Here is a 24,099-nt window from a genome sequence, read left to right as displayed (position 1 = left end):
CTTTTTATTTTTGAGGAGATGATCAGTGTGAAACGAATAGTAGACCAAGCAATTTATGAAAAGCATGTTAGCCAAGTAAACAAAAACCTAGTTAAAGATTTTCTAATCGAAAAGAAAGCACAAGGGAAAGCGGCAAGCACTTTAAAGCAATATGGTTGGGATTTACGAATTATTTTGTTTCTAATACATGAACACTTCGAAAATAAAAATCTTATTGATTTAACACGTAAAGACATTCGAAATTTATCTATTATTTTTCAGGATATGGGGATGTCTAATGCGCGTGTAAATGGATTGATGAGTGCTTTACGTTCAGCACTTGAATTTTGCGCAGATGATGATGACTATAATTATGAATTTAATGTAGGTTCGCGGGTTCGCGGGTTACCTAAGAATCCAGTTAGAGAAATCACTTTTATAACAGAAGAACAAATTGAATGGTTAATCGATGAATTACTTGAACAAGAGAAATATATGTTAGCAACTTATTTAGCACTTTCTTACTATAGTGCAGCTAGAAAGAATGAAGTTTATCAAGTTTAAAAAGAAGGGCTGACAGAACGTTACTTTACAAATGTAGTATGTGGTAAGCGAGGTAAGAAATTCAGATTGTATTACAATCCCCGAGTACAGAAATGTATTCGTTTATATATAGAACAACGAGGTAAAGATGCAATTCCAGATTTATTTGTAAGAGTTTATAAGAACGGTGAGCGAAGAACATTAAATAAAAGCGTCTTTAACTACTGGTGTGAGATATTTGCTAAGATGCTGTACGAAAAAGAAGGTAAGGAATTTAAAATTAACCCTCACTGTTTTCGTCATAGCAGATTAGATAATTTAAAAGTACAAGGTGTACCACTAGAAAAGTTAAAATCGCTTGCCAATCATTCTGATATCTCCACAACTGAATCTTATCTGAAGGATAGAAGCGAGGAAGATATTGCAGAGATATTTGGAATGGATCCAAGTTACTTTGTGGCATAAAAAAGGAGAGGAAAAGATGGATCGTATTGATGTATTACTAAAAGCATTTATAGCCGCGTTTGGTGGCTTCTGTGGGTATTTCTTGGGAGGATGGGATGCAACATTGAAAGTCTTAGTGACGATGGCAGTTATTGATTATTTAACTGGCATGATTGCAGCAGGTTATAACGGAGAGTTAAAAAGCAAAGTTGGTTTTAAAGGCATCGCCAAAAAGGTGGTGCTTTTTATTTTGGTTGGCGCGGCCGCCCAGCTCGATACAGTACTGGGAAGTAACAATGCAATTCGTGAAGCTACAATCTTCTTCTTCATGGGTAATGAGTTACTTTCACTTTTAGAAAACGCTGGTCGTATGGGAATTCCCTTACCTTCAGCATTAACAAATGCAGTTGAAATTTTAGGTGGTAAGAACAATAAGACAAGCTCTGAATATACTAATAGAAAAGGAGATGTAAAGTAATGGAAATTAAACGAATGTTAGTACCTGTAAGTCGTTACTCCGTCTTATGCCCGTATGAAATGAATCCAACAGAAATCACATTTCATAACACGTACAATGACGCACCGGCTATAAATGAGCGTAATAATGTCGCTAACAATAGCACCGGAACATCATTTCATATCGCTGTGGATGATAAGGAAGCTATTCAGTTAATTCCTTTTAACAGAAACGCATGGCACGCTGGAGATGGTACTAATGGAAGAGGGAATCGTCATAGTATTGGGGTTGAAATTTGTTATTCACAATCAGGCGGAGCAAGATATCGCAAAGCTGAATTGAATGCAGTTGAAGTGATTGCTCAATTAATGACTCAATTTGATATACCGATTAGTAAAGTTAAGACTCATCAAGAGAGAAATGGGAAGTACTGTCCACATCGAATGTTAGATGAAGGACGTGTTCAGTGGTTTAAAAATCAATGTGCAAATAGAGCATCTAGTATTAAAAATTCAAATAAAACACAAGAGACAGGAAAGGTGGAGATTATAGTGAATAAATTTAATAAAGTTGTTACGTATGAATTTGGGACAGCGTTAGTACCTGAGATGTTAGGAATGATGGATGCCCTAGGTTATGAATCTCGTATTATCTCATATGGAGATAAACAAGGATTAGTTAGATTTGAAACAGCATATCGCCAAGGTAACGAGCTGGACAAGGCTACAGCGTGGTTAGATGCTAAAGGACTTAAATACTTCTATACAAAAGAATAGTTTGATTAAAATAAATAATAAAAACCAGAACATTCTTTAGGAGTGCTCTGGTTACATAGGATGCTTATTATAAAAGAGGAACGTGTTAATTTATTTTGTGTAATACAATGTTAAAATATGAGAAAAAACACTCCGAAGTGGTGAAGTCTGGAATGCTTTTTCTGTATAGATTGGCATGTTATATGGCATAGCCGGAGCCGGAGCAATTTAATATATGCTTTTGACTAATAATTTTTGTTATATTATATTTTATATTCAACCATTCTTAACTGAAATAGTTAACAAAAAAATCCGTCTCTTTTTGGAGGCGGATTTTTTTGTGTTCTGTAAGGAATTATATTTTCTTATTAATTTTTTCATATAGATCATCTACCTTACAGTCTAATATATCAGCAAGTTGAAATGCTTTGTCAATCGTGGGAAATGAACGACCTTGTATATAATTACTCACTTGACTAGGAGTAATCTTTAATTGTTGAGCTATCCATCTCCCTTTTAATCCTTTTTTCTGCACTAATTCTCCTATATTACTTTTCAATTCAATCATTAGCATCACCTATAAATATATTCACTAAAAAATAATAATTACCTGTTAAATATAATTTTTATAAAAGTTAAATTAAATTAATACTGACAAGCAATAATCCTACTTCTGGTTCATATACCTATATTACTTCCATACGGAAGCCCACGAAGAATTCTACTTGGAATTCCGTATGACACTGTAGATATCAAGAGAGGAGAGGGTTATATGCGTTCTCATTATAGTTATCTCAATGTAACGCCGTATTTATATTCATCAAAAGAATTACGTCACATGTATAACGAGTCAAGATCCAGAAAAGAGATGGAATCAATTCTTACTCACATGAGGAATCATGAAGTATTTGATAACAAAGAGTACAAAGGGTATTTCAGTTTATCACAAGTCATTGAAGAAGATTTATATGGAGAAGAGGAAGATATATTGAATTGGCAAGATTTAATGGAGCGGTATCAAATTGTAGCTACCAAATCAGGGATTAAATTTCGTGAGAAAGAGGAACAGATTGAGGAGGAATGGCTATGACACTTGCAGGAGAAGCAATTATTATTTGGACGGCAACAGGTTTGTCTGTAATTGCGATGAGTGTAGCTGAAAAAATGGGGAAGAGTGTTCCACATTGGCTTCCACATATAACCTTGTATACGACGCTTACGGGCTCGTTCTTATATCTTCTACGTTATGTTCTCGTTATGTTTCTATGAAGGAATATGATGTGGAAGAGAGGGACAGTAGAATTCATAAGCGAAAATGCTTGTTCTGTCTTCTTCCAACAAAGTGCAATGATATCCTTATAGGATATCTAAAGGAGAAATGTTTATGCTGGAATTACTATTGGTCCCGACGACAGCTTTAACTATTGCATTTGTAAGTGATCGGTTTAAAAGTAAAATAGATGATAAAAAGAAGATACAAGTATTTTTTGAAGTGTCAGGAATTGCAATTAAAAAAGATGATAGGATCCATTATCCAAAATTCAAGAAGCGAACTCATGATGATCGAAGTACAACATACGTGTATGAGTTGCCTGTTGGTATGCCAAGTAAAGTTATTCAAAAAGTTGAAGATGTTGTAAGTGAAGGATTAAATAAACCTGTTCGAATTCAGTATGACAATTATAAATTGAACATTCGTGTATTCGATCAAGAAATACCAAAGAAGTGGGAATGGTCAACAAATTTAATTCAAGTTGGAAAATGGCTTGTGCCAATAGGGCAAAGTTTAGAAGAGTTAATTTATCATGATTTTGATAAAACGCCACACATGACTTTAGGTGGTTTAACACGTATGGGAAAGACTGTGTTCCTAAAGAATGTGATGACATCTCTTATTAATGCACAAGCAGAATATACACACTTGTTTATTATTGATTTAAAGGGAGGATTAGAGTTCGGAGCATACCAAAAAATAAAGCAGGTGGATTCAATTGCAGAAAAGCCAATGGAAGCTTTTCAGGTATTAAGCACGATTCTAAAAAAGATGGAAGAAAAAATGCTTTTTATGAAAGAACACCATTATACCAACGTGGTAGAAACAAATATAAGAGAACGCTATTTTATTATCGTGGATGAAGGTGCAGAACTTTGTCCAGATAAGAGCATGAATAAAGAACAACAAAAGTTACTAGGAGCTTGTCAACAAATGCTTTCTCACATAGCGCGAATTGGTGGAGCATTAGGATTTCGGTTGATATTTTGTACACAGTACCCTACTGGTGATACTTTACCCCGTCAAGTGAAACAAAACAGTGATGCAAAATTAGGATTTCGGTTACCAACTCAAACAGCTTCTCAAGTTGTCATTGATGAAACTGGCCTTGAATCAATTGAAAGTATACCAGGGCGTGCACTTTTTAAAACGGATCGATTAACAGAAATTCAAGTCCCTTATATCTCAAATGAACAGATGTGGGACGTATTAAAACAATACGAGGTGAAAAAGGATGCATATGCAAACACATATCAAAATGAATCGTCAGATGATGATTTTGACCTCGATTAGAACCCTAAAATTTGCGACAAGAAGACACTTGATGGCAATTCACGATATGGGAGGAATTCGAAATGCAAATCGAATTTTAAAAGATTTAAGTCCATATGTGAATAGTACCGTTTATAAAAAAGAGCATGTATATTACCTCAATAAACAAGGACGTGCGCTATTCGATGATGCAGAAAAGGTTGTGCCCACCATTCGATTAGCACACAGCCTCATGAGAAACGAAGCGTGGCTGAATCTATTTTGTCCTGAAGATTGGCAGATAGAAGCCCCTATCCGTTATAAAGTAGATGACAAGAAGCGAACCATTATTCCGGATGTAAAGTACCGTGATAGTGACGGGATTCTAAATGCAGTTGAAATAGATCGTACACAAATGATGAATGTGAACAGTGAAAAAATGAATAAGTATGGTGAATTCACAGTGTATTATAAAAACAAATATAACGGGAAAGTCCCTATCCTTCATTTCTTTACACTTACACCATTTAGGCAAAAGACGCTAGAACAATTTGCTGTGCAGCAAGGTGTATATGCAAAGGTATATGTGATACCTGAAGTGTAAAAGAGAGCATCACATACCAAATTCAGGGTCAAAATAATATTTGTTCATCAAATTGTTTACGATACCGTTGAAATACGCAAACTTACCCTTTTTCATTTTAACTCCATCTTTTACCTTCATCGTAAATTCTTTCATAGCTTGTACACCAATTCGTAGTTCTTGTTCTTTATCAAAAGCACTTTGTCCTGTTGTATGATTTACTATACGATTACATTGTTTCACTACTCTCCAAAATTCTTGAATGGTTTTCGCTTTTGAATAATAAGCAGAGGCAAGAGAAGCAAAACGTTCTGGAACCCAATGCGCAATAAAATTCGTTTGTTTTATATTCTCTTCTGGCGTCGAATTATTTTGTATGCTATTACGTTTACTTATATTTTTATTCTTTTGTTTTAAAGAAATAGTAGTTGTTTTCTTGGTGTGACAAATTTCAACGTTTTTATCAGGGGATGGTGTGACAATTTGTTTTTCTACAATGATTGGTTGAATGACAATGATATTACTCGTTTGTCTCATGTCACTCTTACGTTTCATTTCTAGTTGTTTGATAATCCCTAGAGACTCTAAGTGTAGGCATGCACGAATAACGGTTCTACGACTAATAAGAAGTGCTTCAGCAATCTTCTTTTTTGATTTAAAAGAAACGCCAAAGTATTTACAAGAATGGCTGTGTAAATGTTTGAGTACAGCCAATTGATTTTTATTTAATTGATCAGCAAATTGTTCTTTATATGCGCGTACAGTGTCATTTAGTTCTTTGAGATTTTGGAAAGACACTAAATTTTTATACGTTTCTGTACTAGCAAGAATGGTAATTGTTTGTTTCTTTTTCATAAGGGCTCGTCTCCTCTGAAAATAAAAAAGCAACAGTATGCCACAAAATGTAAGCAAACTGTTGCGGAAGAACCCTTACGTACGGTAAAATGAAGTACATAAAGAGTTACAGCAAGTGTTTGCCTAGTGTGATTAGGCGGACGGTTAATCAAGTGGTGGTACACTTTATTAACACGCTGTGCTCTTTTATTTTTTATTAGTTTAATTTTGAATTTTTGCGGTAACAAATTGGTCATAAATAACCAGAAATATGTTGCTATTTATAAATTTGGATATAGTACAAAATTGCGTAATATAGCCGTTTTATGCGGTTTTTAGAAAATAAGGTTTTGTAAGTTATTTATGACGGGACTAAAGCCAGATATTCTTGAACCGATGGTAGATTTAATTAAAGAAGTAGAGCCTGGATATAGCGGTATTTTTGCGGTATCAGAAGTGGAAGCGGCCATGCGTGATACTCGTACGAAGAAAACGAAAACAGTATGTACATTTTGTGGTGTAGGTTGTTCATTTGAAGTGTGGACGAAAGGGCGTAAAATTCTTAAAGTACAACCTTCTTCTGATGCGCCAGTTAACGCAATTTCTACTTGTGTAAAAGGAAAATTTGGTTGGGATTTCGTAAATTCTAAAGAACGAATTACGAAACCTTTAATTCGTAAAAATGGAACGTTTGTTGAATCAACATGGGAAGAAGCGTTGAATGTAGTTGCAAGTAAATTAGGATCGATTAAAGAAGAGTACGGTAAAGATGCTATCGGTTTTATTTCTTCATCTAAAATTACGAATGAAGATAATTATGTGATTCAAAAATTAGCTCGACAAGTATTTGAAACGAATAATATTGATAACTGCTCACGTTATTGTCAATCACCAGCGACAGACGGATTATTCCGTACAATTGGTATGGGCGGAGATGCTGGAACGATTAAAGATATTGCACAATCTGGTCTTGTTATTATTGTAGGTTGTAATCCGACAGAAGGTCATCCTGTTTTAGCTACACGTATTAAACGTGCACATAAATTACACGGACAAAAATTAATTGTGGCTGATCTTCGTAAAACAGAAATGGCAGAGCGTTCAGATGTCTTTATTAGTCCAAAACAAGGAACAGATCAAGTATGGTTAATGGCTGTTACGAAATATATGATTGATCAAGGCTGGCACGATCAACGATTTATTGATGAGAATGTAAATTTCTTTGAAGATTTCAAAGAGAGCCTTACAGCATATACACTTGAATATGCAGAAGAAATGACTGGTATTTCAAAAGAAACACTGATTCAAATGGCTGAAATGATTCGTGATGCAGATGGTACATGTATCCTTTGGGGAATGGGGGTAACGCAAAATACAGGTGGATCTGATACTTCCGCTGCAATTTCAAACTTACTACTTGCAACAGGTAATTATCGTCGTCCAGGCGCTGGTGCATATCCGCTTCGAGGTCATAATAACGTACAAGGTGCTTGTGATATGGGTACTTTACCAGGATGGCTTCCTGGATATCAACACGTTACGAACGACATGGAACGTGCGAAATTTGAAATGGCTTATGGAGTGAAAATTAATAGCGAACCAGGTCTGAATAATATTGAAATGCTTCACGCGATTGACGAAGGGAAAATGAAAGCTATGTATCTTGTCGGAGAAGACATGGCTCTTGTAGACTCTAATGCGAATCATGTACATGAAGTATTATCAAGCCTTGATTTCTTCGTTGTGCAAGATGTTTTCTTATCTAAAACGGCTCAATATGCAGATGTTGTATTACCAGCAGCGCCATCTCTTGAAAAAGAAGGTACTTTTACAAATACAGAGCGTCGTGTTCAAAGACTATATCAAGTTCTTCCTACGCTTGGAGATGCGAAGCCAGACTGGTGGATTGTGCAGGAAGTTGCGAATAAATTAGGTGCAAACTGGAGTTATAGTCATCCAAGTGAAATTTTTGCTGAAATGGCAAGTTTATCACCACTATTTTCACAAGCAAACTATGAAGTATTGGAAGGATGGAATAGTTTCCATTGGGGAAGTTTTGATGGAACGAATACACCGCTTCTTTTCCAAGATGGATTTAACTTCCCGGATAAAAAAGCTCGTTTTGCGATTGCTGACTGGGTGCGCCCAGCTGAATTCCCAGCTGAGTTCGACCTTCATATTAACAATGGTCGTATGCTTGAGCACTTCCATGAAGGGAATATGACAAATAAATCAACAGGTATTCAAACGAAAGTGCCTGGCGTTTTCGTTGAAGTTTCTCCAGCACTTGCAAAAGAACGTGGAGTAAAAACTGGTTCATTAGTCCGTCTTGTCTCTCCGTTTGGAGCGTTAAAATTACGTGCACTTGTAACAGATCGTGTAAAAGCGAATGAGTTATATTTACCGATGAACTCTACAGATAATGAAACAGCAATTAATTTCTTAACAGGTCCTGCCGTTGATACGCGTACGAACACACCTGCTTATAAACAGACGAAAGTGCGTATGGAAGTGCTGGAAGTTGATGGCGAAAATCCGATGCCAAAAGCGAACCCGCGTAATAAAAAACGTCATCCTCAATCTGGTATTGAGGTACATCGTAAGTGGGCACGTCCAGGGTATGTGCATTTAACGGATAAGTAGGAGGAGAAAAATATGGCTGCACCTATAAAAATGATTCAAAAACAAGAATTAACTGAGGAAGAAATAAAACAGAAAAAATTAGACGATTTAAAAGAGCTTCTAGCTAATAATGAAGACGCTCTAAATCAAATGTTTAATATAGTAGGGGAATTGAATGATATTGGCATGCTAGAAGCAGCAAATTCTATGCTAAAGGCGAAAGAACCAATCGCAAAGATTGTTCTTGGTCAAGTGACTCGTGAGCCCGTTACAAATTTAATTAATAATATGATGGGGGCTGCGGGTGCTTTAACAGAACTTGATCCGGAGCTTACGAAAAAGCTTATAGGTAGCTTATTGGTAGGGCTAGAAGAAGGTAATGAACATCTAGAGAGTAATAAAAAGGTAGGGGTATTCGATCTTATGAAAGTATTGAAAGACCCAGACATTAACCGTGCTATCGGATTTGGGCTTCATTTCTTAAAAGGTATGGGTAAAGGGTTAAAAGACGAGTAACCTTCACGAAGTGAATCTTTTCGCCCAAATGTGTGTACGAAATAGTTTGGGCGGAAGGCTCATTTTGGTAAAATATATAATAAAGTAAAATGAGGCTTTTTGGGAGGTATAATTGTATGTCAAAAAAAGTACATGAATTTAATGATATGATTCGAAAACTTCGAAAGGAACTTTTCGGAAAAGGGCCAGAACGAATTCATACTGTTTTTGCTGAAAATATGGCGATTGCGACTCTTTATGGAAACTTAACACCTACTGAAAAATTCATTTCAAGTACGATGGACGGTGCGGAAATGGTTCATATGGCTAGAACGAAAATGATTCAAGAAGTATATGCCGCGAATTCCCGTGAACATTTGGAGGAACTTGTTGGAGCGAAATTAGTGAACCTATTTTCAGATATGAAAGTAGAAGAAGATATTGCAGTTTCGGTATTTGTTTTTGATAAAAATATAACGTGAGAGAAGGATACTGATCGTGAAACCGATACAGGTAGAAAGAGAAATCTTTCGTTATGAACAAGGGGCGTTTAAACATATAGAGGACAGCATTGTAACAGAGTTTCCAGTCACGATTAAAATGAACGGACAGGAGTTTGTTACAATGGTTAGTACTCCAGAATATATAGAAGATATGGTAATAGGCTTCTTAGCATCTGAAGGAATCATTCGGAACTATGAAGATATTGATGACATATGGGTACAAGAGAAAGAAGGATTTGTACATGTCACGACGGCAAAAGTAAATCCGTATTACGAACAAATGCAAAATAAACGTTATATTACTTCATGCTGTGGTATGAGTAGACAAGGATTTGTTTTTGCAAATGATGCACTAAGCGCAAAGAAAATGGATGGCGTCCATGTACAGGTTACTGCAGAAGATTGTTTTCGATTAATGAAAGAAATGCAGCAATCTGCGGAGACATTTCGTCATACAGGGGGCGTTCATAATGCATCTTTGTGCAATGTGAATGGTATTATTTTAAGTCGAATGGATATCGGAAGGCATAATGCGTTAGATAAAATTTACGGTTATTGTTTAAAAAATAATATTTCTATAAGAGATAAAATCATTGTTTTTAGCGGTCGTATTTCTTCGGAAATATTATTGAAAGTTGCAAAAATTGGTTGTGAAATTATACTGTCAAAATCAGCTCCAACTGAGTTGGCTTTACAGCTAGCTGAAGAATTAGGTATTACTACGATAGGATTTATTCGGAATGAATCCTTAAATGTATATACGCATCCGGAGCGTGTTTTAAATATAAAATAAGTAAAAGCGAGGCAATAAATATGAAATCTGTCACATTAGACAAACTACAACGTCCGTTAAAGGATTTACGTATTTCAGTTACTGATCGCTGTAATTTTCGCTGTCGATATTGTATGCCAGAAGAAATATTTGGTCCTGATTACTCGTTTTTGTCTAATGATAAAATTTTATCTTTTGATGAAATTGAAAGGATAACGCGTATTTTCGTTTCTTTAGGTGTTAGAAAATTACGGATTACAGGCGGAGAACCGTTACTTCGAAGAGGTCTTCCGCAGCTTATCGAGCGCCTGAATAAAATAGATGGTGTGGAGGATATCGGTTTAACAACTAATGGATCGTTACTTAAAAAGTTTGCTCCTGATTTATATAAGGCGGGTTTATCACGTGTGACAGTTAGTTTAGATTCCTTAGAAGAAGAGCGGTTTTTCTATTTGAATGGTAATAGAAGCAAAGTACAAAGGGTTCTGGAAGGAATACAAGCTGCAGCTGAAGTCGGTATGAAAATTAAAATAAACATGGTCGTTCAAAAGGGGAAAAACGAACAGGATATCTTGCAGATGGCGCAATACTTTAAGGAAAATAAACATATTCTTCGTTTTATTGAGTATATGGACGTTGGAAATTATAACGGTTGGGATTTAAAAGAGGTTGTCTCTAAACAAGAAATAGTAGATACGATTCATCAAGTTATGCCATTAGAACGAATAGAAGCGAATTATGCAGGAGAGGTTGCGACTCGCTATCGTTATATTGGAAGTGATGAAGAAATAGGTATTATTTCATCAGTAACAGACTCCTTCTGCTCCTCATGTACGAGAGCTCGTATTTCTGCAGAAGGAAAATTATATACTTGTTTGTTCGCTTCTAAAGGAAATGATTTGAGAGAACTGCTTCGATCAGAATACACTGACGAGGAAATAACAGATGTCGTACGCGATATATGGAACAAACGAGAAGATCGTTATTCAGATGAACGGTTAAGTAATAGTAATAAAAAAGCTATGCCTAAAATTGAAATGTCACATATCGGTGGTTAATATAAAGTTGACATAAAAGTGAAAAATGGAAGGTGTACAAGAATTGTAGATTTTCTATTTTATAGTAAAAGTGATGATTGATCTCTCTGTAAAAGATGTGCAGAGAAATTAAGCAGCATTCAAAAACCTTTATTTTGAAGAGGTTTTTTGAAGCTGCTTTTTTATTTGGAGAAAATGGAGGAATTGGTAATGTCATTTCATAAACCGGAACAAATTGCTGAGCTTGTTATTGAGGCCGGTGTTCAAAAAGTAAGTCAGACCTTGCCAGCAATGCTTATTCTCGGTTTTTTAGGAGGAGCATTTATTTCGCTCGGTTTTTTACTTAACATTCGCGTTTTAGGTAATTTACCTGAGCGCTGGGGGAGTTTAGTAAATGTTTTAGGAGGCGCGGTTTTTCCTGTTGGACTCATGCTCGTCGTATTAGCAGGAGGAGAATTAATTACCGGAAATATGATGTCAATGTCTATGGCGCTTTATGCAAAGAAAATTACATTGGTTAGTGTGCTAAATAACTGGATTTGGATTACTTTCATGAATTTTGTAGGAGCTATTTTCGTAGCGTATTGTTTCGGTCATCTTGGCGGATTAACAGAGGGGGATTATTTAAATAAAACGGTAGCGATAGCAGAAGGCAAGTTACATGAATCTTTTGGAAGAACTTTAATTTTAGCAATTGGGTGTAATTGGCTCGTTTGTTTGGCGCTTTGGCTCGCTTATGGGACGAGTGATTTTGTCGGAAAAATAATCGGAATTTGGATTCCAATAATGGCATTTGTAGTGATTGGATTTCAGCAAGTAGGAGCAAATATGTTCGTCATCTCAGCAGTCATTTTTGCAGGGCATCTGACGTGGATGGATCTTGCTAGAAATTTTGTTCCTGTTTTTATCGGGAATGTAATTGGAGGAGCTGGATTTGTTGGGTTTGCTTACTATGCTTGTTATCAAAAACAGCATTCTAATATGAAATAGAGTTCGTGAGAGGAAGGGTATGTAATGGCTGAGCGGTATTCACGACAACAGTTGTTCAAACCGATTGGGGGTAGAGGACAAGAAAAGATTCGAAATAAACATGTGTTAATTGTAGGGGCAGGCGCATTAGGAAGTGCAAGTGCTGAAAGTTTCGTACGTGCAGGCATTGGGAAGTTGACGATTATTGATCGTGATTATGTTGAATGGAGTAATTTACAAAGACAACAACTGTACTCTGAAGAAGATGCGAGAGAGAAATTGCCAAAAGCAATCGCTGCTAAAAATCGGCTAGAAAAACTTAATTCGGAAGTACAAATAGATGCTTTCGTAATGGATGCATGTGCAGAAAACTTGGAAGGACTATTAGAAAATGTTGATGTAATAATTGATGCAACAGATAATTTCGATATCCGATTTATAATAAATGATTTATCACAAAAATATAATATCCCGTGGGTATATGGTTCTTGCGTTGGCTCGTACGGTATGAGTTATACAATTATTCCGCAAGAGACACCGTGTTTACATTGTGTGCTGAAGAACGTTCCAGTTACAGGTGTGACGTGTGATACAGCTGGAATTATTAGTCCGACTGTTCAAATCGTTGCAGCATATCAAGTGGCGGAAGCACTCAAAATTTTAGTAGAAGATTTTGCAGCAATTAGAAAAACATTTTTTATGTTTGATATATGGAGTAATCAAAACCATTTTATAAAACTAGGAAAAATCAAGACAGACGATTGCCCTTCGTGCGGTTTGAATCGAACTTATCCTTATTTATCATACGAAAATCAAACGAAGGTAGCTGTTTTGTGCGGAAGAAATACAGTTCAAATTAGAACGGTAGAAAGTAGACAGTACAATTTTGATGATATAGAAAAAGTATTAAAAAAACTGGGGGAAGTAGATCGGAATCCGTATTTACTATCTTGCCAACTAGATGAGTACCGCGTCGTTATTTTTCGAGATGGTCGTGTTTTCATTCATGGTACAAATGATATTTCAAAAGCGAAACAGTTATATTATCGCGTATTCGGTTAATAGAAAGGGTTGTCAATAATGGAAAGAAGAGTGCCAATTACGGTTGAAGAAGCTGTTCGTAAAGTAATGGAATTTGCTAATGAGGGTTTAAAGGAGCTACTACCTATTGAATTAGCTTATGGACGTGTATTAGCGGAGGATTTAGTAGCTGACTATGACGTACCTTCATTCAATCGTTCCCCGTATGACGGATTTGCTATTAGAGCAGAAGATACGAATTTAGCAAGTTATGAAACGCCAATTGTATTTGAAGTAGTGGGTGAAATTGGTGCAGGATCGCTATTCGATGAGAAAGTAGGTCCGTTTCAAGCAGTTCGAATTATGACGGGAGCGCAAATTCCGAATGGATGTGATGCAGTTGTTATGCTAGAGCTGACTCGTCAATATGAGGAGGCTGGCAGTAAGTATATGGAATTGAAGCGGTCATTCAAAGCGGGCGATAATATTTCTTTTCAAGGTGAAGATGCTCGTAAAGGAGCGGTTCTTGTAAAGAAAGGAACATACATTAATCCAGGTATTTCAGCTCTTCTTGCTACATTCGGGTATAGCGAGGTGCCAGTTGCGAGAAAGCCTGTAGTTGGACTATTAGCGACTGGCAGTGAATTACTGGATGTAAACGATTCATTACAGCCAGGGAAAATCCGAAATAGTAATACGTATATGATATTGTCTCAAATCCGAAGAGCAGGCGGAAGAGTAAAATATTTTGGGAAGTTTAGCGATGATTTTCATACGTGTTTTACGGCTGTAAAAGAAGCATTAAGCCAAGTAGATATGCTCATTACAACAGGTGGTGTATCCGTAGGGGATTACGATTATTTGCCAGCTATATACGAAAAATTAGGTGCATCAGTTCTTTTTAATAAAGTTGCAATGAGGCCAGGAAGTGTTACGACTGTAGCGCAATTAAATGGCAAGTTATTATTCGGTTTATCAGGAAATCCATCTGCTTGTTACGTAGGATTTGAATTGTTTGTAAGACCTTGTATTCGAACGTATATGTTTAGTGAAAAAGCACATGTGAAAAGAGAAAAAGCGTTATTAGGAGAAGACTTTTTAAAGCCAAATCCATTTACAAGATTTGTACGAGGAAAACTAACATATAACGAAGGGCAGTTAATCGCTTATCCGTCAGGGTTTGATAAATCTAGCTCAGTTTCTTCTCTAGCAGAGACAAATATATTTATTGTACTTCCAAGTGGTACGAGAGGGTATAAAAAAGATATGTTCGTAGATGTTCTCTTGTTGGAAGATAACGAAGGTAGTGAATGGCCTTGGACATTTTATAAAGTGAGAGGTGATTCTAATGGGACAAGTGCTATTTGAAATTGTAGATATACCGATTGTAGTTGAAGAAGTAACAAATAAGGTTGCAAGAAGAGACGCAGGTGCGATTACAACTTTTATTGGTACAGTGAGAGAATTAACAAAAGGAAAACGAACGCTACATTTAGAGTATGAAGCATATGAAACGATGGCAGTAAAACAACTTATGAGAATTGGTGAAGAAATTAGTGAAAGATGGCCGGACGCAAAAATAGCAATTACGCACCGAGTAGGACGGCTAGAAATAATGGATATTGCGGTAGTCATCGCAGTTTCATCACCGCATCGCAAAGTAGCTTATGAAGCGAATGAATACGCAATTGAACGTATAAAGCGAATCGTCCCAATATGGAAAAAAGAATTTTGGGAAGATGGGACGATGTGGATTGGCGATCAACTTGAAAATACACCATATCCAGCAGGAAAACCGAAGAAGGAAGAATGAGAAAATGATTACAATTTTACTGTTTGCAAATTTGCGTGAGGAAGTCGGGTTAGATCGATTCGTAATTTCCGAAAAACAAGAAATGACTGTGCAGCAATTAAAAGAATGGCTCAAAGCAAACTATAGTTTACAATCGCTTGATAGAGTGATGGTGGCTGTTAATGAAGAGTTTGTAACGAATGAAGAGATGATACGAGCTGGAGATATTGTCGCATTCATCCCGTCTGTTAGTGGTGGATAATAAGCGTTTCTTGAAACGATAAGAAGATGCTATATATAAATTCGAATACGAGAAGGGATGAGTTCTATGCTTACTCAAGAACAAATAATGAATGCGTTAAAACATGTAGAGGATCCAGAATTACACAAAAGTATTGTGGAGTTAAACATGGTTAGAAATATACAAATGAATGGAACAGAGGTTAAACTTGAAGTAGTGCTAACGATTCAAGGATGTCCGTTAAAATCAAAAATTCAACAAGATATTGAAGAATCGCTTCACGCAATTGGTGCCTCTAAAGTGGCTGTAACATTTAGTTCTATGACAAAAGAAGAACGTGCAGTCTTAACAGAGAAGTTAAAGAAAAATACTAGAACAGAAACTGGTATGCCAAGCATGCTTCGTCCTGATTCAGGAGTACAATTTCTTACTGTAACGAGCGGAAAAGGTGGGGTCGGAAAATCAACTGTAACAATTAATCTTGCAACAGCTTTAGCTCGTATGGGCAAAAAAGTGGGGATATTAGATGCAGATATATATGGTTTTAGCATTCCAGCTATGATGGAAACGAATCAAAAACCAACGATGATTGATCAAACAGCAATTCCAGTTATTAGTCACGGTGTTAAAATTATGTCTATGGGATTTTTTACAGAAGGAAATAATCCGGTTATGTGGCGCGGACCGATGTTAAATAAATGGATTCAAAATTTCCTTGCGAATACGCACTGGGGAGAATTAGATTATTTACTTCTTGATTTACCACCTGGTACAGGAGATGTTGCTATTGATGTTGCAGCAATGATTCCGCAGGCGAAAGAAATTATCGTTACAACACCACATAATGTAGCTTCATTCGTAGCATCTAGAGTAGGCGTAATGGCAAAACATACGAAACACGAGATTTTAGGTATTGTGGAAAATATGGCTTATTATGAAGAACAAGATGGATCGAAAAATTATCTGTTTGGAAAAGGCGGCGGCGAAATGTTAGCAGAACAATTGCAAACAGAAGTAATCGCACAAGTACCTTTTGCAAAACGTGAAGAAAATAGCGGTTCATCTGTATATGATGAAGATTCTCTTGTTGGAGAAGTGTTTACATCGTTAGCAGAAGATATTATTTATAAAGGATAGAGGAGGGATTTTTATGGTGTGTAATATCGATCATTCTATTGAAGATGTAATGAATAAACTTGAAAGTCAAAAGAGTTTTTTATCTGAAGAGATTTTTAAAGGATTAAAAAATTTTTTGCAAGGTAATCACTCACAAGAAATATTAAATGATGTCTTTCATCTTCTAAAAAAGTATGACTTAGTTAGTGAAGAAGAAAGAGAGACGAGAAATACTCAATTATTGCTGATTATAAAATAAATAAGCTTTGGCTTTTGTTTTGTAACAGGAGGGGTAAATGTAATGAATATGAAGAAGATGATTGAAACGATAGAAGCAACAAAAATGACTGATGAAGAATTATCGATTGCTCATTTACATCAAAAGCTCGTGAAGCTATATAGTCAAAAAAATGTTGCTCATTATACGGAGTTATTAAAATATATTTTATCCTTATCCGTGCAGCTTGATTTACATTTCGTATTGAAATATTTTGGTGTGCGACCGGTTGTTGCTATAGACGAGCGTATGCAATTTCAAGAGATATTTAAATGTTTAGCTAATAAGGATGATAATGGGGAATGGTTTTTACATTTCGTTTCTTTATATGTAGGGCTAATTGTAGTTCTTCACTTTGATGAAAAAGTGATTGAGAGAAGTTTTTTTGATGCTATGGTAGTGGGTGAAGGGAATGAAATATAAGGATCTTGCCCATAACACCTTTCTATTTAATAGCTATAATTAGTCTTTTGATTGGCTATGTAAATATGGAGGTAACGAATTAATAAAAAGTGTTCTTCAGTTGTTTCCATCGTTTTTTCATGTTACCATTAAGCGAATTTTTCATAGGGAGAGAAAGCGATGAAATGGATTTATTTTATTATGATTAACGTTATAGCTTTTAGCCTTATGGGGCTTGATAAACGAAAAGCGCAGAAGAAACAGTGGAGAACGCCAGAAAGTACGTTGTTTTTATCAGCAGCAGCTGGGGGAGCAGTTGGAGCTTGGATCGGTATGTATATGTTTCATCATAAAACTCATAAAAAGAAATTTGTTTTCGGCATACCGTTACTTGTTGTAATAACGGTATGTTTATTATTCGTTGTATGAGAAATGTCGAAAGAAATGCAGATTGATTATTGGTAAAGTGAGCACGTGGGAACGTATAATGGAGAAAAAATGAGAAGAGGAGAAAAAGGAAGATGGGGAGTCAATCAGCAGAGCAAAAAAAAGGGATTATATATGCGGCTGGTGCGTATACGATGTGGGGAATACTACCAATCTATTGGAAATGGGTTGAGGAAGTCCCAGCAGATGAAATATTAGCACACCGCATCGTTTGGGCATTCGTGTTTATGTTAATCGTATTAGGTGTTACGAAGAGATTTCGTCAGTTTATTGGAGAGTTCGTGAATCTTTTTAAACGACCTAAATTATTAATGTCATTAACAATAGCTTCAGTCTTGATTAGCGGAAACTGGTTTGTCTACATATGGGCCGTTAATCATAATCATGTCATTGAAGCAAGTCTTGGCTATTATATTAATCCGCTTATTAGTATTTTACTTGGTACAGTCGTTTTAAAGGAAAAGTTAAACTTTTGGCAATACGTTGCAGTTGGCTTAGCTGGAGTAGGGGTTATCATTTTAACAGTACGTTTCGGGGCTATTCCGTGGGTTTCTTTATCACTTGCCCTTTCATTTGGATTATATGGATTAACAAAAAAAATGTTAAACTATGATGCGACAATTGGACTTACGATGGAAACGATGTTAGTAACGCCGTTTGCGATTATTTATTTAGTAATGACAGGAGTACATGGTTTCGGCTCATTTGGCTCGATCTCAATGTCATCGACATTACTATTAATAGGAGCGGGCATTGTTACAGCATTGCCACTTTTTTATTTTGCAAAAGGAGCCCAACTTATTCCGCTTTATATGGTAGGGTTTTTACAATATATTGCACCAACAATTAGTTTGATTTTAGGTGTATTCGTATTTGGTGAACATTTCACATCTACTCATATGATTGCATTTTTCTGTATATGGGTTGCATTAGTTGTATTCTCGGTAGCGAAAACAAAGTTCTTAGTGCAGAAACAACCGAAATTTATAAAAAATAAATCAGCAAAAGTATCGTAATGCGTAGTATTTTCTACGCATTTTTCTTTATACTGATACTATAGGATTTCCATTATAGCTAGTAGGGAGCTGAGAACGTGGAAACGATTTTACATAACGATCCGCTTATGGCCGCTGTAATTTCATGGTTTTTAGCACAATTAACGAAAGTAGTCTTTAAATTATTTAAAACGGGTGAATTTGATTTTGCAAAGTTTTTCGCTTCAGGTGGGATGCCAAGTTCTCATGCTTCAACTGTTACAGCACTGGCGACAGGTGTTGGCGTTGTGGAAGGTGTGGAAAGTACTTTATTTGCAATTGCTGCTATTTTTGCCATTATAGTTATGTATGACGCTTCAGGAGTAAGGCTTGCAGTAAGTAAACAGGCGAAAATATTGAATGAGTTTTTTCACGGTAGACAAACAGAATATAAGAAGTTAAATGAACTTGTCGGGCATACGCCGTATGAAGTAGTAGTTGGTGCTTTATTAGGGATTATTGTCGGAGTAGGATATTGTTTATAAGCAGAGCATCTTATATGTTCTGCTTTTCTTTGTATTCATACATATTCAGCTACTTTCTTGAATATCGTTATACGGATTTCGAAAGGGTGGGTGAGTAACTTGTTATTATATGAAAAAGTGCATGAAGAAATAGCGAGAAGAGCAACTGCACTTCAAACGATGCAACGGCAAGATGGTACGTGGCGATTTTGTTTTGAAGGAGCTCCATTAACAGATTGCCATATGATTTTTTTATTAAAATTATTAGGTAGAGATAAAGAGATAGAACCGTTTGTAAAAAGGTTAGCATCACTTCAAACAAATGAAGGAACGTGGAAATTGTATGAAGATGAAGTGGGAGGTAATTTATCAGCTACCATTCAATCTTATGCCGCCTTACTTGCTTCGCAAAAATATACAAAAGAAGATGCGAATATGAAGCGAGCGGAAAATTTCATTAAGGAACGCGGAGGCGTGGCGTGTGCTCATTTTATGACAAAGTTTTTATTAGCAATTCATGGAGAATATGAATATCCTTCACTCTTTCATGTACCAACACCAATCATGTTTCTACAGAATGATTCCCCCCTCAGTATATTTGAATTGAGTAGCTCAGCACGTATCCATTTAATTCCGATGATGGTGTGTTTAAATAAAAGATTTCGAGTAGGGAAAAAGTTATTGCCAAATTTAAATCACATTGCGGGCGGGGGCGGAGAATGGTTTCGGGAGGATCGGTCTCCTTTGTTTCAAACGTTATTAAGTGATGTAAAACAAATTATCTCGTATCCACTTTCGTTACATCATAAAGGATATGAGGAAGTCGAACGTTTCATGAAAGAGCGTATTGATGAAAATGGAACGTTATATAGTTACGCAACTGCCTCGTTTTATATGATTTATGCTTTACTTGCGTTAGGGCATTCTCTTCAATCATCAATGATTCAAAAGGCTATAGCTGGTATAACATCTTATATATGGAAGATGGAAAGAGGGAGTCACTTGCAAAACTCTTCTTCAACTGTATGGGATACGGCTTTACTCAGCTATGCGTTACAAGACGCACAAGTTCCGAAAGATCACAAGATGATTCAACAGACAATAACATATTTATTAAAAAAACAGCATACAAAAAAAGCTGATTGGAGCGTACATGCTCCCGCACTTACTCCTGGCGGTTGGGGTTTTTCGGATGTAAATACGACAGTTCCAGATGTTGATGATACAACTGCTGTACTAAGAGTGTTGGCAAGAAGTAGAGAGAATGAAAAGGTAAATAATGCTTGGCAGAAAGGGATTGATTGGGTTAAAGGATTACAAAATAATGATGGGGGCTGGGGAGCGTTTGAAAAAGGTGTGACGAGCAAATTATTAGCAAATTTACCAATCGAAAATGCAAGTGATATGATTACAGATCCTTCCACACCAGATATTACAGGAAGAGTGTTAGAGCTTTTCGGGACATATACGCAAAATGAATTACCTGAGAAACAAAAACAAAGTGCGATAAATTGGTTAATGAATGCACAAGAGGAAAATGGATCATGGTATGGGAAATGGGGGATTTGTTATATATATGGTACGTGGGCTGTTATGACAGGTTTACGGTCACTCGGAATTCCATCTAACAATCCATCATTGAAACGAGCAGCTTTATGGCTTGAACATATACAGCATGAAGATGGTGGATGGGGAGAATCATGCCAAAGTAGTATGGAGAAAAGATTCATTACTTTACCATTTAGTACACCATCTCAAACAGCATGGGCGTTAGATGCTCTCATTTCTTACTATGATACAGAAACGCCAGCTATTCGAAAAGGCATTTCATATTTGCTTGCGAATCCTTATGTGAATGAAAAATATCCTACTGGAACAGGTTTACCTGGTGGGTTTTATATTCGTTATCATAGCTATGCCCAAATTTATCCGCTACTTACTTTGGCACATTATACAAAAAAATATAGAAAATAAACCGAGAGATATCTCTCGGTTTATTTTGTTGGGTAGTAGGTCCCTGTTGAAAAGAATAAGGTTGTGCTTTCCTTATTTTTCAGTTGACTGGCGTTTTTGACGTGCATCAGCGGCATTTGCACGTGCGTTTGCTTCTAAGTCATTGTGGTCAGCAAGTTCACGAGAGAACTCTACATCAATGCCATCAGTAGCTTTGTTTTGTTTGAAATTTTTTTTGTTCATTCGACACAATCTCCTTGCACTTTATCCCGCTTTAATGGGCAGTAAGACCCCCACCTTAAAATTCAGTGAAAGCAAAGAAGTTAGGGGGGACGGGCTGCCCATAAAAGTCCGATTGGTGAGGGCTGATAATCAGTGGGGATGAAGAAAATCCCCACTGATTAAAGTTTCACTTTATGCGACGTTGCAAAGTTAGTTTGACACAAATAGACTTTTTTATACAAAGAGGAATTGGAAAGTAAAAAGCCGAAATATACAGTATAAGTAATAGAAATGGGGGATAGGTATGGAGTTTTTAAACGGGAAAACAGCTGTTGTAACAGGAGCTGCACAGGGAATTGGAAAAGAGATTGCAAGGGTGTATGCAAAACTAGGGGCGAAAGTATTAATTAGTGATGTAAATGAAGAGAAATTACAAAAAACGACACGTGAGTTCTTGGATGAAGGATATGAAGTGAGCTTGTATCGATGTGATGTGAGTAATCAAAATGAAGCAAAGTCGCTAATTGAATATGCCGTTCAAAAATTCGGAACATTACATATTTTGGTGAATAACGCTGGGATTACAAGGGATGCAATGTTACATAAAATGGAGAAGTCTGCTTGGGAACAAGTATTACAAGTGAACTTAACTGGAGTTTTTTATTGTATGCAACCAGCGCTGCTTTACATGAGACAACAAGGGTATGGACGTATTATTAATATATCTTCAATTAGTAGAGAAGGAAACATAGGTCAAGCAAACTATGCAGCTACGAAGGCAGGCGTTGTAGGTTTAACGAAAACGGCAGCGAAGGAAGTTGGAAATTTCGGTATTACGTGTAATGCGATTTGCCCAGGATTTATGGATACAGATATGACAAAAACGATACCAGATAAAGTGAAAGAAAAGATGGTCGGCGCGATTCCGGTTGGTAGAATTGGAACGCCAGAAGATATTGCGAACGCAGCTGCCTTCTTAGCATCAGAATACGCATCCTATATTACAGGAGAAGTATTAAATGTGAGCGGGGGACTGCAAGTTTAAAGACATACATAATGAAAAGAACCTGACCGGATAGGTCAGGTTCTTTCTCTTTAATTTAAGTTAAGCCAAACGCTCTTCACTTCTGTATAGTTATTTAATGCATAAGATCCCATTTCACGGCCAAGACCGGATTGTTTAAATCCTCCAAATGGAGATGCTGCATCAAAGACGTTATAACAGTTTACCCATACTGTACCAGCACGTACTTTACTTGCAACGTAGTGTGCTGTTTTAACATTTTCTGTCCACACACCAGCTGCTAAGCCGAATTGTGATTTATTTGCACGTTCAATTACTTCATCAATATCGTTAAAAGGTATAGCAGAAATAACTGGACCGAAAATTTCTTCTTTTGCAATCGTCATTTCATCATTTACGTCAGCGAATACTGTAGGAGAAACGAAGTAGCCTTGATCAAATGGATTACTTCCTCCGCAAAGTACTTCAGCACCTTCTTCAATCCCTTTTTCGATGTAGCCCATTACACGTTTTTGTTGTTCTTCGGAAACGAGAGGACCGATTGTAGTTTCTGGACTTAAGCCAGCACCTTGATTTAATTTTTTAGAGTAAAGGACAAGGTCAGCCATGACATTATCATACATTTTCTTCGGAACAAATAAACGTGATCCAGCAGAGCATACTTGTCCTTGGTTAAACATAACACCAGAAAGTGCACCAGGAATCGCGCGAGATAAATCAGCATCTGGCAAGATGATATTTGGTGATTTACCGCCTAACTCAAGTGTAACACGCTTTAATGTTTCAGATGCTTGGCGCATAATTTGCTTACCGACTGGAGTAGAACCAGTAAATGCAATTTTATCAACGAGTGGATGATTAACAAGAGCTTGTCCAGCTGATTCACCGAATCCAGGAACGATATTAATAACACCTTTCGGGAATCCAGCTTCTTCAATTAATTCAGCTAAGTATAAGGCAGATAGTGGAGTTTGTTCTGCAGGTTTTAAAACGATTGTACATCCTGTAGCAAGCGCTGCTCCCATTTTCCACATTGCCATAAGAAGTGGGAAGTTCCAAGGGATAATTTGACCAACGACACCAACAGCTTCATGACGTGTATAGTTAAAATAATCACCGGAAACAGGGATTGTTTGACCAACGATTTTCGTCGCCCAGCCAGCATAATAGCGCATATGCTCAATTGCAAGTGGTATGTCTGCTGCCATTGTTTCACGGATTGGCTTTCCGTTATCTAACGTTTCAAGCTGTGCAAGCTCTTCTTTATGTTCTTCCATTAAATCAGCTAACTTGTACATAAGCCGGCTTCGCTCAGCAGTGCTCATGCGAGACCAAGGACCTTCGTCAAAAGCTATGCGAGCTGCAACGACAGCTTTATGAATATCTTCGCGACCAGCTTCAGAAACGACGGCAAGTGTTTCGCCAGTTGCTGGGTTAGGTGTGTTAAACGTTTTACCGGAAGCGCTTTCAATGAAAGATCCATTCACATATAACTTTTTTGTACCTTGAAGAAACTTTTTTACCTTTTCATGAAGATTTACAGCTAGTTGACTCATTGTATAACCCCCTTGAAAATATAATGTAAACGCA

Annotated in this window: 27 protein-coding genes and 2 pseudogenes; 25 read left to right on the top strand and 4 right to left on the bottom strand. The window is 36.6% G+C overall.

The window, feature by feature from the left end:
• Window positions 1-27 precede the first annotated feature (27 nt).
• From PSR14_RS18200 to PSR14_RS18190, 3 genes and pseudogenes are all read left to right on the top strand, one after another.
• Window positions 28-987: pseudogene (locus PSR14_RS18200) on the top strand (tyrosine-type recombinase/integrase).
• 16 nt (window positions 988-1,003) lie between these two features.
• Window positions 1,004-1,444 (top strand): holin family protein, encoded by a 441-nt coding sequence (locus tag PSR14_RS18195; protein ID WP_098487248.1) that lies wholly within the window; start codon window positions 1,004-1,006, stop codon window positions 1,442-1,444.
• Window positions 1,444-2,199, top strand: coding sequence for an N-acetylmuramoyl-L-alanine amidase (locus PSR14_RS18190; protein WP_098487249.1), 756 nt, complete (start codon window positions 1,444-1,446; stop codon window positions 2,197-2,199). Before PSR14_RS18195 ends, PSR14_RS18190 begins: the two co-directional genes overlap by 1 nt.
• 334 nt (window positions 2,200-2,533) lie before the next feature.
• Here PSR14_RS18190 and PSR14_RS18185 read toward each other — a convergent pair whose 3' ends face one another.
• Complete coding sequence (locus PSR14_RS18185) at window positions 2,534-2,746, bottom strand: helix-turn-helix domain-containing protein (RefSeq protein WP_088114837.1); 213 nt, start codon at window positions 2,744-2,746, stop codon at window positions 2,534-2,536.
• Between the two features lie 204 nt (window positions 2,747-2,950).
• On the opposite strand from PSR14_RS18185, the gene PSR14_RS18180 reads away from it, so the two are divergent.
• The 4 genes from PSR14_RS18180 to PSR14_RS18165 all read left to right on the top strand — a co-directional run bounded on the left by PSR14_RS18180 (window position 2,951) and on the right by PSR14_RS18165 (window position 5,306).
• Window positions 2,951-3,268, top strand: coding sequence for a hypothetical protein (locus PSR14_RS18180; protein ID WP_406644041.1), 318 nt, complete (start codon window positions 2,951-2,953; stop codon window positions 3,266-3,268).
• Window positions 3,265-3,447, top strand: a complete 183-nt coding sequence (locus tag PSR14_RS18175) for a hypothetical protein (protein ID WP_098487782.1) — start codon at window positions 3,265-3,267, stop codon at window positions 3,445-3,447. The genes PSR14_RS18180 and PSR14_RS18175 overlap by 4 nt, the downstream gene beginning before the upstream one ends.
• Before the next feature lie 115 nt (window positions 3,448-3,562).
• Window positions 3,563-4,744 (top strand): FtsK/SpoIIIE domain-containing protein, encoded by a 1,182-nt coding sequence (locus PSR14_RS18170; RefSeq protein WP_406644040.1) that lies wholly within the window; start codon window positions 3,563-3,565, stop codon window positions 4,742-4,744.
• Window positions 4,686-5,306 carry a replication-relaxation family protein gene (locus tag PSR14_RS18165; protein WP_098487419.1) on the top strand — a complete coding sequence of 207 codons (621 nt, stop codon included), beginning with the start codon at window positions 4,686-4,688 and terminating at the stop codon, window positions 5,304-5,306. Before PSR14_RS18170 ends, PSR14_RS18165 begins: the two co-directional genes overlap by 59 nt.
• Before the next feature lie 9 nt (window positions 5,307-5,315).
• Here the strand turns inward: PSR14_RS18165 and PSR14_RS18160 are convergent, their stop codons facing one another.
• Window positions 5,316-6,140, bottom strand: coding sequence for a helix-turn-helix domain-containing protein (locus tag PSR14_RS18160; RefSeq protein ID WP_098487418.1), 825 nt, complete (start codon window positions 6,138-6,140; stop codon window positions 5,316-5,318).
• Between the two features lie 339 nt (window positions 6,141-6,479).
• On the opposite strand from PSR14_RS18160, the pseudogene fdhF reads away from it, so the two are divergent.
• The 17 genes and pseudogenes from fdhF to PSR14_RS18075 all read left to right on the top strand — a co-directional run.
• Window positions 6,480-8,762: pseudogene (fdhF, locus tag PSR14_RS18155) on the top strand (formate dehydrogenase subunit alpha); the annotation flags it as partial.
• Window positions 8,763-8,774: 12 nt separating this feature from the next.
• Window positions 8,775-9,257 carry a DUF1641 domain-containing protein gene (locus tag PSR14_RS18150; protein WP_000729887.1) on the top strand — a complete coding sequence of 161 codons (483 nt, stop codon included), beginning with the start codon at window positions 8,775-8,777 and terminating at the stop codon, window positions 9,255-9,257.
• Window positions 9,258-9,373: 116 nt separating this feature from the next.
• Window positions 9,374-9,718 (top strand): DUF2294 domain-containing protein, encoded by a 345-nt coding sequence (locus tag PSR14_RS18145; protein ID WP_000039582.1) that lies wholly within the window; start codon window positions 9,374-9,376, stop codon window positions 9,716-9,718.
• A gap of 16 nt (window positions 9,719-9,734) precedes the next feature.
• The gene (gene fdhD / locus PSR14_RS18140) at window positions 9,735-10,532 is read left to right on the top strand and encodes a formate dehydrogenase accessory sulfurtransferase FdhD (protein WP_113732761.1); all 798 of its coding nucleotides are present in this window, start codon (window positions 9,735-9,737) and stop codon (window positions 10,530-10,532) included.
• A 20-nt stretch (window positions 10,533-10,552) separates the two neighbouring features.
• On the top strand, window positions 10,553-11,569 hold the full coding sequence (moaA, locus tag PSR14_RS18135; protein ID WP_048557172.1) for a GTP 3',8-cyclase MoaA: 1,017 nt from the start codon (window positions 10,553-10,555) through the stop codon (window positions 11,567-11,569).
• 189 nt (window positions 11,570-11,758) lie between these two features.
• Window positions 11,759-12,538 carry a formate/nitrite transporter family protein gene (locus PSR14_RS18130; RefSeq protein WP_098487416.1) on the top strand — a complete coding sequence of 260 codons (780 nt, stop codon included), beginning with the start codon at window positions 11,759-11,761 and terminating at the stop codon, window positions 12,536-12,538.
• Window positions 12,539-12,562: 24 nt separating this feature from the next.
• Window positions 12,563-13,579 (top strand): molybdopterin-synthase adenylyltransferase MoeB, encoded by a 1,017-nt coding sequence (locus tag PSR14_RS18125; RefSeq protein ID WP_073541305.1) that lies wholly within the window; start codon window positions 12,563-12,565, stop codon window positions 13,577-13,579.
• Between the two features lie 18 nt (window positions 13,580-13,597).
• A complete protein-coding gene (moeA, locus tag PSR14_RS18120; protein ID WP_098487415.1) occupies window positions 13,598-14,905 on the top strand; it encodes a molybdopterin molybdotransferase MoeA in 1,308 nt (435 codons plus the stop codon).
• Window positions 14,886-15,350, top strand: a complete 465-nt coding sequence (moaE, locus tag PSR14_RS18115; protein ID WP_098487414.1) for a molybdopterin synthase catalytic subunit MoaE — start codon at window positions 14,886-14,888, stop codon at window positions 15,348-15,350. Before moeA ends, moaE begins: the two co-directional genes overlap by 20 nt.
• A 4-nt stretch (window positions 15,351-15,354) precedes the next feature.
• On the top strand, window positions 15,355-15,591 hold the full coding sequence (gene moaD / locus PSR14_RS18110) for a molybdopterin converting factor subunit 1 (RefSeq protein WP_098487413.1): 237 nt from the start codon (window positions 15,355-15,357) through the stop codon (window positions 15,589-15,591).
• 66 nt (window positions 15,592-15,657) lie between these two features.
• Window positions 15,658-16,707, top strand: a complete 1,050-nt coding sequence (locus PSR14_RS18105) for a P-loop NTPase (RefSeq protein ID WP_000957502.1) — start codon at window positions 15,658-15,660, stop codon at window positions 16,705-16,707.
• A gap of 13 nt (window positions 16,708-16,720) precedes the next feature.
• Entirely contained in the window at window positions 16,721-16,945 is a 225-nt protein-coding gene (locus tag PSR14_RS18100; RefSeq protein WP_000227057.1) for a hypothetical protein, read from the top strand.
• A 42-nt stretch (window positions 16,946-16,987) separates the two neighbouring features.
• The gene (locus PSR14_RS18095; RefSeq protein WP_001056287.1) at window positions 16,988-17,386 is read left to right on the top strand and encodes a hypothetical protein; all 399 of its coding nucleotides are present in this window, start codon (window positions 16,988-16,990) and stop codon (window positions 17,384-17,386) included.
• Between the two features lie 159 nt (window positions 17,387-17,545).
• Window positions 17,546-17,794 (top strand): DUF1294 domain-containing protein, encoded by a 249-nt coding sequence (locus tag PSR14_RS18090; protein ID WP_000871344.1) that lies wholly within the window; start codon window positions 17,546-17,548, stop codon window positions 17,792-17,794.
• Window positions 17,795-17,886: 92 nt separating this feature from the next.
• Window positions 17,887-18,828 (top strand): EamA family transporter RarD, encoded by a 942-nt coding sequence (gene rarD, locus PSR14_RS18085; RefSeq protein ID WP_000535534.1) that lies wholly within the window; start codon window positions 17,887-17,889, stop codon window positions 18,826-18,828.
• A gap of 77 nt (window positions 18,829-18,905) precedes the next feature.
• Complete coding sequence (locus tag PSR14_RS18080; RefSeq protein ID WP_000447815.1) at window positions 18,906-19,331, top strand: divergent PAP2 family protein; 426 nt, start codon at window positions 18,906-18,908, stop codon at window positions 19,329-19,331.
• 99 nt (window positions 19,332-19,430) lie between these two features.
• Entirely contained in the window at window positions 19,431-21,284 is a 1,854-nt protein-coding gene (locus PSR14_RS18075; protein WP_074532810.1) for a prenyltransferase/squalene oxidase repeat-containing protein, read from the top strand.
• Between the two features lie 72 nt (window positions 21,285-21,356).
• Here the strand turns inward: PSR14_RS18075 and PSR14_RS18070 are convergent, their stop codons facing one another.
• Window positions 21,357-21,506: a YfhD family protein gene (locus PSR14_RS18070; RefSeq protein ID WP_001035808.1), complete on the bottom strand. Its 150-nt coding sequence runs from the start codon at window positions 21,504-21,506 to the stop codon at window positions 21,357-21,359.
• 283 nt (window positions 21,507-21,789) lie between these two features.
• Here PSR14_RS18070 and fabG point away from each other — a divergent pair, with 283 nt between their 5' ends.
• Entirely contained in the window at window positions 21,790-22,530 is a 741-nt protein-coding gene (gene fabG / locus PSR14_RS18065) for a 3-oxoacyl-ACP reductase FabG (RefSeq protein ID WP_000395021.1), read from the top strand.
• 50 nt (window positions 22,531-22,580) lie between these two features.
• On the opposite strand, the gene dhaS is transcribed toward fabG, so the two are convergent.
• Entirely contained in the window at window positions 22,581-24,065 is a 1,485-nt protein-coding gene (dhaS, locus tag PSR14_RS18060; protein ID WP_406644039.1) for an aldehyde dehydrogenase DhaS, read from the bottom strand.
• Window positions 24,066-24,099 lie beyond the last annotated feature (34 nt).

This window comes from Bacillus sp. A01H (assembly GCF_045277205.1).
Classification (GTDB): Bacteria; Bacillota; Bacilli; order Bacillales; family Bacillaceae_G; genus Bacillus_A; species Bacillus_A paranthracis.
The sequence above is the reverse complement of the archived record's forward strand: the minus strand, read 5'-3'. Positions and strand labels throughout refer to the sequence as shown.

What these genes read in the sequence shown, in the direction of transcription:
- PSR14_RS18195 (WP_098487248.1), top strand. Translation starts at nt 1,004, where the DNA reads ATGGATCGTATTGATGTATTACTAAAAGCATTTATAGCCGCGTTTGGT.
- PSR14_RS18190 (WP_098487249.1), top strand. Translation starts at nt 1,444, where the DNA reads ATGGAAATTAAACGAATGTTAGTACCTGTAAGTCGTTACTCCGTCTTA.
- PSR14_RS18185 (WP_088114837.1), bottom strand. Translation starts at nt 2,746, where the DNA reads ATGATTGAATTGAAAAGTAATATAGGAGAATTAGTGCAGAAAAAAGGA.
- PSR14_RS18180 (WP_406644041.1), top strand. Translation starts at nt 2,951, where the DNA reads ATGCGTTCTCATTATAGTTATCTCAATGTAACGCCGTATTTATATTCA.
- PSR14_RS18175 (WP_098487782.1), top strand. Translation starts at nt 3,265, where the DNA reads ATGACACTTGCAGGAGAAGCAATTATTATTTGGACGGCAACAGGTTTG.
- PSR14_RS18170 (WP_406644040.1), top strand. Translation starts at nt 3,563, where the DNA reads ATGCTGGAATTACTATTGGTCCCGACGACAGCTTTAACTATTGCATTT.
- PSR14_RS18165 (WP_098487419.1), top strand. Translation starts at nt 4,686, where the DNA reads ATGCATATGCAAACACATATCAAAATGAATCGTCAGATGATGATTTTG.
- PSR14_RS18160 (WP_098487418.1), bottom strand. Translation starts at nt 6,140, where the DNA reads ATGAAAAAGAAACAAACAATTACCATTCTTGCTAGTACAGAAACGTAT.
- PSR14_RS18150 (WP_000729887.1), top strand. Translation starts at nt 8,775, where the DNA reads ATGGCTGCACCTATAAAAATGATTCAAAAACAAGAATTAACTGAGGAA.
- PSR14_RS18145 (WP_000039582.1), top strand. Translation starts at nt 9,374, where the DNA reads ATGTCAAAAAAAGTACATGAATTTAATGATATGATTCGAAAACTTCGA.
- moaA (WP_048557172.1), top strand. Translation starts at nt 10,553, where the DNA reads ATGAAATCTGTCACATTAGACAAACTACAACGTCCGTTAAAGGATTTA.
- PSR14_RS18130 (WP_098487416.1), top strand. Translation starts at nt 11,759, where the DNA reads ATGTCATTTCATAAACCGGAACAAATTGCTGAGCTTGTTATTGAGGCC.
- PSR14_RS18125 (WP_073541305.1), top strand. Translation starts at nt 12,563, where the DNA reads ATGGCTGAGCGGTATTCACGACAACAGTTGTTCAAACCGATTGGGGGT.
- moeA (WP_098487415.1), top strand. Translation starts at nt 13,598, where the DNA reads ATGGAAAGAAGAGTGCCAATTACGGTTGAAGAAGCTGTTCGTAAAGTA.
- moaE (WP_098487414.1), top strand. Translation starts at nt 14,886, where the DNA reads ATGGGACAAGTGCTATTTGAAATTGTAGATATACCGATTGTAGTTGAA.
- moaD (WP_098487413.1), top strand. Translation starts at nt 15,355, where the DNA reads ATGATTACAATTTTACTGTTTGCAAATTTGCGTGAGGAAGTCGGGTTA.
- PSR14_RS18105 (WP_000957502.1), top strand. Translation starts at nt 15,658, where the DNA reads ATGCTTACTCAAGAACAAATAATGAATGCGTTAAAACATGTAGAGGAT.
- PSR14_RS18100 (WP_000227057.1), top strand. Translation starts at nt 16,721, where the DNA reads ATGGTGTGTAATATCGATCATTCTATTGAAGATGTAATGAATAAACTT.
- PSR14_RS18095 (WP_001056287.1), top strand. Translation starts at nt 16,988, where the DNA reads ATGAATATGAAGAAGATGATTGAAACGATAGAAGCAACAAAAATGACT.
- PSR14_RS18090 (WP_000871344.1), top strand. Translation starts at nt 17,546, where the DNA reads ATGAAATGGATTTATTTTATTATGATTAACGTTATAGCTTTTAGCCTT.
- rarD (WP_000535534.1), top strand. Translation starts at nt 17,887, where the DNA reads ATGGGGAGTCAATCAGCAGAGCAAAAAAAAGGGATTATATATGCGGCT.
- PSR14_RS18070 (WP_001035808.1), bottom strand. Translation starts at nt 21,506, where the DNA reads ATGAACAAAAAAAATTTCAAACAAAACAAAGCTACTGATGGCATTGAT.
- fabG (WP_000395021.1), top strand. Translation starts at nt 21,790, where the DNA reads ATGGAGTTTTTAAACGGGAAAACAGCTGTTGTAACAGGAGCTGCACAG.
- dhaS (WP_406644039.1), bottom strand. Translation starts at nt 24,065, where the DNA reads ATGAGTCAACTAGCTGTAAATCTTCATGAAAAGGTAAAAAAGTTTCTT.